This is a genomic window from Methylobacterium brachythecii (assembly GCF_014196345.1).
Lineage (GTDB): Bacteria > Pseudomonadota > Alphaproteobacteria > Rhizobiales > Beijerinckiaceae > Methylobacterium > Methylobacterium brachythecii.
Map to the genome: position 1 here is coordinate 68,876 of NZ_JACIDN010000011.1, position 12,168 is coordinate 81,043.

Annotated in this window: 14 protein-coding genes, 2 tRNA genes and 1 pseudogene; 15 read left to right on the plus strand and 2 right to left on the minus strand. The window is 70.5% G+C overall.

All coding sequences use genetic code 11. The features are described 5' to 3' along the window. Positions 1–191: 191 nt before the first annotated feature. The 10 genes from GGR33_RS23600 to GGR33_RS23645 all read left to right on the plus strand — a co-directional run bounded on the left by GGR33_RS23600 (position 192) and on the right by GGR33_RS23645 (position 7,748). Entirely contained in the window at positions 192–1,532 is a 1,341-nt protein-coding gene (locus tag GGR33_RS23600) for an aminotransferase class I/II-fold pyridoxal phosphate-dependent enzyme (protein WP_183512361.1), read from the plus strand. A gap of 156 nt (positions 1,533–1,688) precedes the next feature. Continuing rightward, the gene (recJ, locus tag GGR33_RS23605; RefSeq protein ID WP_210302187.1) at positions 1,689–3,380 is read left to right on the plus strand and encodes a single-stranded-DNA-specific exonuclease RecJ; all 1,692 of its coding nucleotides are present in this window, start codon (positions 1,689–1,691) and stop codon (positions 3,378–3,380) included. A 119-nt stretch (positions 3,381–3,499) separates the two neighbouring features. Next, positions 3,500–3,583 (plus strand) — tRNA-Tyr (locus tag GGR33_RS23610). Positions 3,584–3,640: 57 nt separating this feature from the next. Beyond that, positions 3,641–3,714: transfer RNA gene (locus GGR33_RS23615), tRNA-Gly, on the plus strand. 263 nt (positions 3,715–3,977) lie between these two features. Further along, complete coding sequence (locus GGR33_RS23620) at positions 3,978–4,421, plus strand: hypothetical protein (RefSeq protein WP_183512365.1); 444 nt, start codon at positions 3,978–3,980, stop codon at positions 4,419–4,421. 287 nt (positions 4,422–4,708) lie between these two features. Beyond that, positions 4,709–5,584 (plus strand): hypothetical protein, encoded by an 876-nt coding sequence (locus tag GGR33_RS23625; protein WP_183512368.1) that lies wholly within the window; start codon positions 4,709–4,711, stop codon positions 5,582–5,584. A gap of 2 nt (positions 5,585–5,586) precedes the next feature. Beyond that, positions 5,587–5,856, plus strand: a complete 270-nt coding sequence (locus tag GGR33_RS23630; RefSeq protein WP_183512372.1) for a hypothetical protein — start codon at positions 5,587–5,589, stop codon at positions 5,854–5,856. Positions 5,857–5,904: 48 nt separating this feature from the next. Beyond that, positions 5,905–6,231: a hypothetical protein gene (locus tag GGR33_RS23635; RefSeq protein WP_183512376.1), complete on the plus strand. Its 327-nt coding sequence runs from the start codon at positions 5,905–5,907 to the stop codon at positions 6,229–6,231. 217 nt (positions 6,232–6,448) lie between these two features. Continuing rightward, complete coding sequence (locus GGR33_RS23640; protein WP_183512380.1) at positions 6,449–7,309, plus strand: ArdC family protein; 861 nt, start codon at positions 6,449–6,451, stop codon at positions 7,307–7,309. Between the two features lie 52 nt (positions 7,310–7,361). After that, positions 7,362–7,748 (plus strand): hypothetical protein, encoded by a 387-nt coding sequence (locus GGR33_RS23645; protein WP_183512384.1) that lies wholly within the window; start codon positions 7,362–7,364, stop codon positions 7,746–7,748. Between the two features lie 208 nt (positions 7,749–7,956). Here the strand turns inward: GGR33_RS23645 and GGR33_RS23650 are convergent, their stop codons facing one another. Further along, complete coding sequence (locus tag GGR33_RS23650) at positions 7,957–8,205, minus strand: hypothetical protein (RefSeq protein ID WP_183512389.1); 249 nt, start codon at positions 8,203–8,205, stop codon at positions 7,957–7,959. Between the two features lie 178 nt (positions 8,206–8,383). Continuing rightward, the gene (locus tag GGR33_RS23655) at positions 8,384–9,052 is read right to left on the minus strand and encodes a hypothetical protein (RefSeq protein WP_183512394.1); all 669 of its coding nucleotides are present in this window, start codon (positions 9,050–9,052) and stop codon (positions 8,384–8,386) included. A 387-nt stretch (positions 9,053–9,439) separates the two neighbouring features. Between GGR33_RS23655 and GGR33_RS23660 the strand changes: the two genes are divergently transcribed. The 5 genes and pseudogenes from GGR33_RS23660 (at position 9,440) to GGR33_RS23680 (ending at position 11,954) form a co-directional block, all read left to right on the plus strand. Beyond that, the gene (locus tag GGR33_RS23660) at positions 9,440–10,183 is read left to right on the plus strand and encodes a hypothetical protein (RefSeq protein WP_183512399.1); all 744 of its coding nucleotides are present in this window, start codon (positions 9,440–9,442) and stop codon (positions 10,181–10,183) included. A 146-nt stretch (positions 10,184–10,329) separates the two neighbouring features. Then, positions 10,330–10,686 (plus strand): hypothetical protein, encoded by a 357-nt coding sequence (locus GGR33_RS23665; protein ID WP_246413428.1) that lies wholly within the window; start codon positions 10,330–10,332, stop codon positions 10,684–10,686. Beyond that, on the plus strand, positions 10,683–10,865 hold the full coding sequence (locus GGR33_RS23670; RefSeq protein WP_183512407.1) for a hypothetical protein: 183 nt from the start codon (positions 10,683–10,685) through the stop codon (positions 10,863–10,865). Before GGR33_RS23665 ends, GGR33_RS23670 begins: the two co-directional genes overlap by 4 nt. 143 nt (positions 10,866–11,008) lie before the next feature. After that, a pseudogene (locus GGR33_RS26615) lies at positions 11,009–11,233 on the plus strand (relaxase/mobilization nuclease domain-containing protein); the annotation flags it as partial. 493 nt (positions 11,234–11,726) lie between these two features. Beyond that, positions 11,727–11,954 carry a hypothetical protein gene (locus tag GGR33_RS23680; protein ID WP_183512415.1) on the plus strand — a complete coding sequence of 76 codons (228 nt, stop codon included), beginning with the start codon at positions 11,727–11,729 and terminating at the stop codon, positions 11,952–11,954. Positions 11,955–12,168: the final 214 nt, after the last annotated feature.

A 12,168-nucleotide genomic window follows, 5' to 3' on the forward strand; every position in this document is an offset into this window, starting at 1 on the left:
GATGGTAACGGTCGAATAACCCTAAATATTTCTTCGTTGCCTTGCGTAAATCGAAACCATTTCCCGAAGTCATCCATTAATTGCGTTCGAGGCCACCGCCGCTACGCCTCTGAGAATTAAGTCAAAAGCAATTCGCACCCGCAAAACTCTTTCCATTACGCGCAAACACAAGCGCGACTGGCGGGCACGACATGAGCATCAGCGGTAAGAACGACGTGACAGGATCGGGCCTCACCGGCAGCGCCCGCGATTTCCGGGTTCCGTCGGGCCCCGACCTGCTGGCGCGCGGCGACGGCTTCTTCGCTTGGCAGGAGGGTCGTCGGCAGAACGGCTACTGGCCGTTCTCGCGCTCGACGGAGACCCGCCCCGGCACCGCCTGCAAGGCGCGCGACGACCGCGGTAACCCGCTCGAAGGCATCAACTTCTCCTCGCAGGACTATCTCAGCCTCGCCTCCCATCCGGAGATCGCGGCGGTTGCTGCGGATGCGGTGCAGCGCTTCGGTGTGCACAGCGCCGGCTCGGCCGTGCTCGTCGGCAACACCGCGAGTTCGGTCGCCCTGGAGCGCAAGATCGCCGACTTCCTGCAGATGCAAGAGGTCGTCCTCTACCCGACCGGCTGGGCTGCCGGATATGGCGTCATCCGCGGGCTGGTCCGCTCGGCCGATCATATCGTGATGGACGCGCTTGCCCATACCTGTCTGCAGGAGGGCGCCAACGCCTCCACGCAGAATATCTCGCTGTTCCGCCACCTCGACCTCGCGCATTGCCGCGCGAAGCTCGAGGCGATCCGCGCCCGGGACACCCAGAATGGGATCATGGTGATCACCGAGGGCCTGTTCTCGATGGACTCGGACACGCCCGACCTCCCGGCGATGCAGGCGCTCTGCAACGAGTTCGGCGCCACCCTGATGGTCGATGTCGCGCACGATCTCGGCGCGCTGGGCGCCGAAGGCCGCGGCCATATCGGCATCCAGAACATGCTGGGCAAGGTCGACCTGGTGATGGGCTCCTTCTCCAAGACCTTCGCCTCGAATGGCGGTTTCGTCGCCACCAACCGGCGCGAGATCAAGGAATACCTGCGCTACTATAGCCCCTCGACGACCTTCTCGAACGCCCTCTCACCGGTGCAGACCGCCGTGATCGGCAAGGCCTTCGACATCGTCGCCTCGGCGGAGGGTAAGGCCCTGCGAGAGGCACTGATGCGCAACATCGTCAGCCTGCGCACGCAGTTCGCGGAGGTCGGCCTCGACGTCTACGGCGACCCGTCCGCTATCGTCTGCGCCAAGGTCGGCCGCGAGAGCATCGCCCGTATGGTCAGCCGCCGCCTGCCCAGCCTGAGCCTGCTCGCCAACCTCGTTGAGTATCCGGCGGTGGCCAAGGGCGCCGCGCGCTTCCGCCTGCAGGTGATGGCCGGTCACTCGGAAGAGAACATCCGCCACGCCGTGAGGTCGATCAAGCTCGCGGTGGACGAGGCCCGGATCATGGCGGCGGTCCAGGAATCGCGCTCGCAGGCGCTGGCGATGGCGGCCTGACGCATCAAGCCCTGATCACCGGCGTGGTTTGCGGCTATATCCGCGCCGGTGATCGCAGTTCAGCCTAAACCCTTTCTCGATGTTTCGCGCTCCGTCCTCGGCCGGCCCTGGCGCGAACGCGGCGCCGATCCGTCGGTCCAGGCGCTCGCCGCGACGATGACTCAGGCCCACGGGCTGCCGGACATTCTCGCGCGTATCCTCGCCTCGCGCGGCGTGCGGCCGGACCAGGCCGAAAAGTTTCTGGCTCCGAAACTCCGCGACCTGATGCCGGACCCAGCGGTCCTGGTCGACATGGAGGCGGCCGCTGATCGGCTGGCGCGTGCTGTCACCGCCCGCGAGCCCGTGGCGATCTTTGGCGACTACGACGTCGACGGTGCCGCGAGTGCCGCCCTCCTCGCCGGCTACCTGCGCGACCTCGACGTGCCTGTGCAGGTCTGGATCCCCGACCGCATCACCGAAGGGTACGGCCCCAACGTTGCGGCGGTCACGAGCCTCGCCGAGGGGGGCGCCCGTCTCCTCGTCTGCGTCGATTGCGGCACGGCCGGACATGCTCCGCTCGAAGCGGCGAAAGCACTCGGTCTCGACACCATCGTCCTCGATCACCACGCGGCGACGGAGCACCTCCCACCCGCTGTGGCCCTCGTGAACCCGAACCGGCTCGACGACCTCTCCGGCCTCGGCCAGCTCTGCGCGGCGGGCGTGGTCTTCCTCACCCTCGTCGCCCTGAACCGGCGGCTGCGCCGCCTCGGCGCCTTCGCGAACCGCGACGAGCCCGCCCTCACTGACGCCCTCGACCTCGTGGCGCTCGCAACCGTAGCCGACGTGGTGCCCCTCGTCGGACTCAACCGCGCCTTCGTCGTGCAGGGCCTCGCCGTGATGCGCGGGCGTAGTCGCCCCGGCCTCGCCGCGCTCCTCGACGCGGCTGGCTTGAGCGAGCCGCCGGAGGCCTGGCATCTCGGCTTCCTCGTCGGACCGCGCATCAACGCCGGAGGCCGCATCGGCGATTCCGGCCTCGGCACGCGGCTGCTCGGCACCGCGGATACGGCGGAGGCCTACCGCATCGCCGCCGAACTCGACCGGCTCAACCGCGAGCGCCAGACCATCGAGGCGGTCGCCGTCGAGGAGGCGGAGGCCGCAATGGACCGCGACCTCGCGGGCGATCCGGACCGGTCGATCCTCGTCACCGGGTCGCCCGAATGGCATCCCGGCATCGTCGGGCTGATCGCGGCCCGACTGAAGGAGCGTTTCGGCCGCCCGGCCTTCGCCTTCGCGGTGAAGCCCGACGGCACGGCGACGGGCTCCGGCCGCTCGATCCTCGGTGCCGATCTCGGCCGCGCCGTCCACGCAGCGGTGGAAGCCGGGATCGCGCTGAAAGGCGGCGGCCACGCCATGGCGGCCGGCGTCACCCTACCCACTGCGGACTTCTCCGCCTTCACCACCCATCTCGCTTCCGCGCTTGGCGCTGCGGTCGCCGAGGCCCGCGAGGCGGAAGCGCTGCTGATCGACGGAACGGTCAGCGCCGGCGGCGCCACCGCCGAGCTCGTGAAAACGATTCAGCGTGCGGGTCCCTTCGGCCAGGGCGCCCCCGAACCGGTCCTCGCCCTCCTCCGCCATCGCCTCGTCGATGCGGCGATCGTCGGCAATGGCCATGTCCGCGCTCGACTGCGCAGCCGCGACGGTCAAAGCATCGGCGGCATCGCCTTCCGCGCCGCGCAAGGTCCTCTCGGCGCGGCGTTGCTCAACGGCATCGGAGCCGAGTTTCATGTCGCCGGCACCCTGTCGGTCGATCGCTGGCGTGGGGCAGAGCGCGCGCAACTGCGGATCTGCGATCTCGCGGCGCCGGAGTGACACCCTCGGCCGTGTCGTCGTGCGGCCGCGCGATCCTGTTGACACCCGTCCGGGGCCTCACCATAAGGACGCCCTGTCGAGACCGCCGGTCCACTGCGTGGCTGGCGGTCCTGCGGTTTGGGGGAATGTCCCGAGCGGCAAAGGGGGCGGACTGTAAATCCGCTGCGTAAGCTTCGTAGGTTCGAGTCCTACTTCCCCCACCAAACCAGCCCGACCAATGCCTTCTCAATGCCCCGGCGCCATGCTATCCGGCGCCGCATGCGGGTGTAGCTCAATGGTAGAGCAGCAGCCTTCCAAGCTGAATACCCGGGTTCGATTCCCGGTACCCGCTCCACTCTTTTCCCCCTTGAAAACAGTGACTTAGGAGGCCCGGTTTGGGCCTCCTCGCCGACCGTTTCGCGGTGATACCACGGCGATACCACCGAGCCGCTCCTAGCCACTGATTCCCCGCCCGGGGCGGGGACGGACCGTCCCCGCTATCCACAGGCATCAGGGACCAGCCTGGCACGCCCCGCGTGGCCCGTGCAGCGTCACGCCCGTTAACCGTGGACCCTCGCGGCGATTGCGCCGGGGGCCGCCTCCCGGCACCGTCAGGGCATGCCTCGCACACTCCTCATCCGCACCACGCTCGACCTGCCGAGCCTGTCCGTCATCCGGGCGGTGCCGCTCGATCGGCCCCTGGAGCACGGCCACCTGCCCCCCGCGGGGCATCGGCATTGGGTCTACCTCAACACCCTCGCCGAGGACGGCCCGCATACGCTCGTGAGCGCCTACGAGATGCAGGACGGCGACGGCGGTTGCATCGGCGTCACCTTGCAGCCTGCCCACACGACATGGACCGTAATCGGCGAGTGGATCATGTTCCGGAGCGGCCGCCAGGCCATCGACCGGACGAGCCGTCTCCAGCGCGCCATGACCCTGCGGGCGTGCGCCCAGGAGCTCGCTCTCCGCGAGGAGCGCAGCGTCCGGGACTGGTCCCGTCGGCGCCGCATCCGAGCCGCCGACCGCGAGGCCATTGAGGGCCTTGTGCCGTCGCTCTAGCGGTCTATGTGGTGGATCTCGCCGCACAGGCGGTTCCCTCCGCCCCGCATGCGGGCGGGCCGACCCTCGTCGACCTTCGCGGCAAGCGCCTTTGCGTCATCCGTCCCATAGCGGGCGGGCTACTCCACTCCGCCGCTGACAAGGACTGCGACGAACCCCCTCCACGCCGCTCCATACGCGAGCGGGTCAACCGGGTGCCACAGCACCCCTTGACGCATTCACCATGTCCCTACATATTAGGGACATGGTGAGGGCACTGCCCCGCCGTAGCCGAGAGGGAAACCCCGATGTCCAAGACCGCGCTCACAGTCGCCATGTCCGCCCTGCCGAAGGCCGTCAGGGCCTGCGTCATCGCCGTCGCCAAGAATGAGCCGCGGGCGACGACCGCCCGCCTCGCGCTCGACAAAATCGAGAAGTCGGAGCGCCCCGGCTTCAACCTCACGGACGGTGCCCGCGAGGTCGTCCGGCTGGCCGAGGAGGTCAGGACGGCGCGCCGGATGCGGGACAACGCCCATAGGGGGATCGGCCGGCGCTCCTCCCGGACCTCGCCGCTCGCGCGCGACCGCGCCGTCCTTGCCCGGCACCTCGCGGCCGGCATCACCGAGCGCCCGCTCACGCGCTCCGCCGAGCGTCTCAGGGCCGCCTCCATCGAGACCCTGCGCACCGGCGCGTCGGCCGGGTCGGACTGGAGCATGACGGCCGGCGCGCCGGCCTACGAGGTCACCGTCGAGGAGGTCAGGGACCACTATCGCGGCGCGTTCAAGGGCTACTCCGGCAAGCGCGACTGCCACGTCGTGGCCCTCGATCCGCTGTGGTGGGTGCGGATCCGGAGCGTCGGCGACGGCAGCGGAGTTGTCGACGGCCGCGTCGTGCTGGACGCACGTCGCGTCGTGAACGTGCCCGGGGCGCAGGCGGTGCACGAGGTCCTCCTCGTCCGGCAGGGCCGCGGCTACACCGTCATCGTCGAGCAGGCCATCCTCGCGACGTGGGCGCCGGACGTCGTGACGCGGCACCGGACCGTCAGGTCCGCCATCGAGGCGCGCGTGCCCGAGGCCATCATGGAGCGCGACCGAAAGCGCGAGCAGGCCGCGATCCGGGCCGAGGCCGAGCGCCGGCGCCTGGAGGAGATCGACGAGGACGTCCTCGCCGACCTGGAGATCTGAGCATGGACATCGACCACCTTTCCGCCGCAGCCCGGCTCCTCTACGGCGACGACTGGCAGCGCCCCCTTGCGAGGGGGCTCGGCCCTCTCCACCCGGACGGTGCCCGCGACAGCATCGACGACCGTCTCGTCCGGCGCTGGGCATCCGGCGAACGACCGGTGCCCGGGTGGGTGCGCGGTGCCGTCGTGGCTCTTTTGGAGGGGGAGGCCTCCGCCCGCGAGCGGCAGGCGATCAGTCTCAGGGCGCAGGCGGCCGCCCTCGTGGCCCGTTAACCGGTCGCGTCAACCCGGTGGCAACCCCCGGGCGCTACGCCGGGGAGCATGGCACACCCCAAAGACGACCTCTCCACCCGTGCCGGCGGGCTCGACACGCTCTGCTGGGAGGCGCTCGACCTCCCGGACGTCCCGGAGCCGCGTCGGGAGCTCCTTAGGGCGATCAAGCTGTGGGCGCAGGTGCATCGGGGATCTGGCTCTCACGTGCCCCCCGTGAGTACGGCGGCCATGGCGTCGCTGGAGCGGCAGCTGCAATTCCTCAAGAGCTTCGTGCACGAGGACCGTCGGGCCCCCCAGCGGTCAGGCGGCCCGAGGCAGAACACGCGCGCGGACGGGGACGGCGACAACCTGCCCGTGACCGACTGCATCGGTTGAGCGCTGGCACGAATTCCTGACAGGCGGCCCGAGCCACAGGCTTCCCTACCGGCTCCACACGGCCTCTCGATTGGGGGGTCATACGACAGCCGTCGCTGGTCCCCGCAACCCCTATCGGGGTCGTCCACTCCGTTCCCGCGCTGCGCGTGCGGGTCGCTCCCGGCCGTCTCCAGGCCTCCCCACGAGGCCGCGTTGGGCGGCCCGACGGGAGAGCGACATGGCCTTCGACGTCCACCAGACAGTAACCGACGCGATCATCAAGACCCTCGAAGCTGGCGAGACCGGCACCTGGACTTGCCCCTGGCACCGCACCGGCGGCTCACTCCCGGTCAACGCCAAGACCGGCAAGGCGTACCGCGGGGTCAACACTCTCATGCTCTGGTGCGCCGAGCAGGCCGCAGGCTACGGCGACACGCGCTGGGCGACGTACAAGCAATGGTCGGAACTTGGTGCACAGGTCCGGAAGGGCGAGCGCAGCACCATCATCGTGTTCTTCAAGGAGTACGACGCCGCCGAAGGCTCTGAGGACAGCCGGAGGCGCTTCGTTGCCCGGGCGAGCTACGGTTTCAACGCCGCGCAGGTGGAGGGCGCGCCGTCGGCTGGGGAGCCGTTGCCCGCCTCGGAGTGGACCCTGCCCGAGATCTTCGACGGGTTCGTGAGCCGCACCGGAGCGCGGGTGATCCACGGGGGCGACGCCGCTTTCTACCAGCCCAGCGAGGACCGGATCGTGATGCCGCCCCGCGAGCGGTTCCCCACCGCACACGGGTACGCGAGCACGATGGCGCACGAGCTGACGCACTGGTCGGGAGCCAAGGGACGCCTCGACCGGGACCTGACCGGAAGGTTCCGCACGCAGGCCTACGCCGCGGAGGAACTCGTCGCCGAACTGGGGAGCGCCTTCCTGATGGCGGAGCTCGGGCTGGAGGCCGAGCCGCACCCCACGCACGCGAGCTACATCGGGTCCTGGATCAAGCTCTTGAAGTCCGACCCCAAGGCGATCTTCACCGCCGCGAGCGCGGCCTCCCGGGCAGCCGGGTACCTCACCAGCCTCCAGTCCCAAATGGCCGAGGCGGCCTGAGCAATCGGGCCCCGGTGACCCCGGGGCCCTTACTCCCTACCTGGAGACAGTCATGCGCGCCGCCCTCATCGCCCTCATCCTATCGACCTCGGCGGCCGCGGCCGGCGGCTACACGAAGGGCCCGGTCACCGAGTACCGGGCGGCGTATCTGAAGGCGCGGACCTACGCCCTCGCGCACCAGGCCATCGAGTGGCAGCCCTCGTGCCGGGCGGTCATCGGGCGGCGGTCGACGGCGCCTCTCCTGGAGGCCTGCGGCCTCGTGGCGGGCGGGACGACGCACATGTACTGCCGGCCATTGATGTCCTGCGAGGCGATCCTGGAGCGGCTCTCTCTCTACTGCATGCAGTGGCAGGGTGACGTCCCGTGCGTCGCCATCGAGGACGGCGGCGAGGATCGGAGTGACCCGGCGAAGCGAGGCGAGTGGAGGCCTCGGCCCTAGAGCGCCCGCTCGACGGCGACCTCGACGCAGCGCGCCCACCAAGCGCGCCGCTCCCGATGGGTTTCGCCTTGGTCATTCCAGACGTCGTCCGGCACGACACACTGGTGCCGATAGCAGAGGTAGCTACCGTACCGGACACGCCTGGCGAGCCGGGTGTATCCCCGGCAGTAGGGCACTGCGCAGCGCGTGAGGGGGGCCGGGGCCGAGATCACCACAGTCCCCGCCAGCGGCACTCGGCGTTCAACTTCTCGAATAGGGCGTCGGGCATCTCCGGCAGGAATGTATGGTCCCCGGTGCTTTCGCCGACCTCAGTCCCGTTGGGATCGTCCCACGCCCACGCCTCGATGCCCTCGCACTCGGGATACCAGGTCGTCGCTCGGACCGTGTACCCCTCGTGCAGGGCCCAAGCCGTGACGATGGCCCGGCGGAGAGGGGTGTCCTCGCGAAAGTCAGTCATCCCCGCCTCCTCGCCTTCGCCGCGGCCGCCCGGCGCGCCTTGCGGTTGCCCTCGCCCCGGCGGCGTTCCCGGACCTCCTCCAAGGCCTCGTTGACCGCGTGAAATCGGGTGTGGATGGGGCCCTCCGCCAGGCGGGAGAGGACCTCGTCTCGATGCTCGCGGAGCTCGCGGGGGTCCGTCATGCCGCCCTCCGGTGCTCGGCCGGGGCGAGCTCGATGGCGGCCGCAGGGTCCTCGCCGGCGACGTCGAGGTAGACGGACAGAAGGCTGTGCCGGGTGGTCAGCACCTTCCCGTCGTAGCGCTCGACGATGGCCAGGTGCCTCTCCCCGAGGGTGATGGGCCGCCGGGTCCAGTGGCAGACCCAGGGCTTGCGCGCCCGCACGACCTGGCGGCGGAGCTCTTCGGCTCCGTCCTGATCGCCTTCGAACGGCGACGCCGTCAGGATCAGATCGTCCGTCAGGGCCTCCGCCTGGACGAGGAGCCAGGCGAGATCGGCGGGGCTGGACTTGTGGTTGTTGATGCGCCTGACGATGCGCGACAGCCGGCTGGCGTTCTGCGTCTCGACCTCCTCGAAGACGTCGTTGCACAGCCTGACGACCTCGGGGACGTCCTCCTCCCCGAACAGGGCAATGAGCGCGGCCGTCCTTCGGCCGCCATCCGCTCCACGCCGGCCGCGCCCAATCTCGACCGCGAGGACGTCGAACAGGTCGGCCGAGGGCGCACCCCAGTACGCCCCGTCGAGAACAGTCAGATGCTCCTGCGCGGTGCGGTCGCCGCACATCGCGGCCTCCCGCTGAGCGAGGAATTGCGTGATGGCGTTGGCAGGCAACTCGTTGATGTACCGCATGGGGCCTCCGGGGGTGACCGGGACAGGGTCACCCCCGCCGCCCACCGCCGCCAGGGCCTCGGCTTCCTGAATATTTGTTCATCTCCAGGTACCGACAGTGGGCCCTCGGGGTCCGACAGCGGGCTCTCCGGTGCCCCGAGAGCCCAGCGTCGGCCTCGGTTTCGAGGCCCTCGACCCGGCTGTGCGCAGACCGATTCGTCGCCATCCGGGCTCAAGGCGCCCTGCAACCCCCCGTGGGGCGGGATGCGACCGGGTGTGGCGGGGGCCGGCGCAGATTTCCGCGAGGCCCCTACGAGACGAGGCCCCGTGCGGTCCGAAAATGACTGTTGTGACGGCGAGCGGCGGCCGGACAATCCATGTCGGGACAACGCAAAACTGGACCTCGTCATGCTGACCTCGCTCCTCTCGATCATCGGTTTCACCAAGGCTCCGCCCCCGCGGCCGCCGTCCCGGCGCCGGGTCGCGCCGGTTTCCAAGCCCGTCGTCGCCGCCCCCGCGCCCAGGCTCACGGACGACGAGCGCAGCGCCATGCAAGAGCGCCTCGCCGCCCGCGCCGAGGAAGCGGCCGCGCAGCGCCAGGCGGACGCCGACCGCCGGTTTGCCGTCGCAGTCCGCCGCGTCGTGCGTCACCACTCGGGCAACCGCGTCCTCTCCCCCGAGGAGCTCGCGGCAGCCGAGGCCGGCGTGGGTGCCGAGACCCTCGAATACCTGCGCGCCTGCCGTCTCGCTGGCATCCAGACGCCCATTCTCGGCGACGATCGCATCACCGACCGCGTCAGGACGGCGGCGTACCGCGCCGACCTCCTCGCGCGTGCCCAGACCGACGCAGAGGGATGGGACCGCGCGTGGGTCGCTCTCCTCAAGGCGCAGGCGGACGCCCGGCGCGTCGGGGATCCTGAGCCGGCCGGTCTGGTGATCCCCGGCGACGTGCAGAACCTGATCGCGAAGCTCCACGCCGACCGCCTCGCGCGGCTCACGCGGCGCCAGGGAGGCCAGGCGGGCCAGGGCGGCACGGCTGCCTCCACGATCCCGGGCGCGGTGGTGCCTCCCAAGGGGCCGACCGATGGCAGGAAGGATGGCCCCGAGGATGACGAGCCGGAGCCTGTGGCCCCGGCCGGCCCCAAGCGTTGAGGGAGGGAGCGATGCTGGATACGACGGTTGTTCCGGGGGCGTTGCCCCGACAGACGGAAAGTAGGGTTAAGCCAGCCATGGCGGGGCAACCGTGCCCCGCCAGAACGCCCGCTCCGGCGGTCGTTGCTGACCAGGGGCTCCGCCCCGTGGACCCCGTGAAGCGCCCCCTGCCGTCCGTGCTGGGGGTGAAGCTCTCCTCCGACCTCCGCGGCAGGATCGCCAAGGCCGCCGCGGCGGAAGGCGTGTCGGACAGCGCGTGGCTCCGGCTTCGCGCCCTCGATGCCCTCGGCCTGGAAAGCGCCGTGGACGCCGCCTCGGGCCCCCGGCCGCGGATCCCGCCCGAGGAGCAGGCGGTGCTCGCCGGTGCCCTGCGCGACCTAGGCGCGCTGTACGAGCCCCTCAGCCGCTCGACCGTCAATGCGGACGAGATCAAGGCGGGTCTCGACCGCATCCGCGGTGCGGTCATGCCCATCGTCATCGGCCTCAACGCGAGGTCGGCATGAGCGTCCAGCGCTGGGCCCTCGTGCCCGACGATCCTGCCAAGCCGGTGCGGGTCTTTACTGCGCGCGAGGCGGCCATCGCGGCCTCGCGCTGGTGCCCGGGCAGGGTCTCGCCGGCGTGCGACGAGGACGCCCTCGCCGAGCGTTGCAGGAGCCCCGTCCCGGCCGGGAGGCGGCCATGATCTCCGGCGCGATGCGCGGCCGCGGCGAGGGCGACGCGCTCGCGAAGCACTTGGTTAAGCCGGAGAATGACGAAGTCGCGGTCATCGTCCCGCGCGGCCTCGGGTCACCCGACCTGAAGGGCCAGATCCGCGAGCTCGTCGCCATGTCCCTCGGGGGCAGGACCGCCGAGCCCATCTACCATTGCCACTGCAATCCCGAGGACGCCATCGCGGACAACGCGGGGGCCAGGCGGCGGTGGTGGGAGCTTTTCGAGCGCGAGTTTGGCCTCGGGCAGCAGCCCTACTGCGGCGCCGAACATTTCAAGCACGACCGCCGGCACGAGCACCGGGTCTACGGCCTCGTCCGCCCCGACGGCCGCGTCATCGACCTGCGGCACGATTTCGCCAGGCGAGAGAAGATTTCCCGCATCGTCGAGTTCGAGCACGGCGCGCCCGCGGTCCCGTCCAAGCACGCGCGCTTGATCGAGGCGACCCTTCGCCGGGAGGGCCGCACGGACGTCGCAGACTGGCTCGTCGCCTCCGGCACGCTCGACGCCGAGCGTCCAGTCGCGGCGCTCAGCCCGCAGGAGCGCCTCATTCAGGAAAGGACCGGCGTCCGCCTTGACGACCTGCGCACGGCGACGCTTGCGGCCTGGCGGGCAAGCGACGACGGCGCGTCTTTCCTCGCCGCGCTCCGGGCCCGCGGCCTCGACCTCCGCGAGGGCCGGTCCGGCGCCGTCGTCGTGGACGGCACCGGCACGGCGCACCTCGCGACGAGGCTCGTCGGTGCGGCCGCGCGCCGCGAGGACGGCACACGCATTCCCGCAGCCGCCGTGAAGGAGCGGCTCGCCGGGCTCACCCTACAGACACATGGAGATGGAAATGGACGACAGGCTGGACCGGATCATCGCGGAGCAGGCGGCGCAGCGCAGGCTCCTGGAGGCGCTCATCAGTGCCCTGGCTCCGGACGAGACGCCCGCGGAGAAGTCGCTCTTGGAGGCGCTGGGGGAGCTCACGCAGACGGTGGACGATCAGACGGGAGTGCTCACGAGCGTGCACTCGACCGTCTCGCGGCTCGCCCCGGCGCCGCGCGTCTCCGAGCCCGCTTGAGGCTCATGCCGCGGGACCGAAACGAGGCGTTGGCGGACCGCATCGACGCGATCCGCCACCGGCAACCGATCGCGATGCCGGGGGGGCCGCTGGATATCTGGGGGATCCCGTATCAGTCGAACGCCAGGTGGACGGCCTAAGCGGCCTCTTTCCGGGGCCGCTTGCCCATAGCTGCCGGCGGTGTCCGCCCGATGCGGGCCCAGCCGGCGGACGT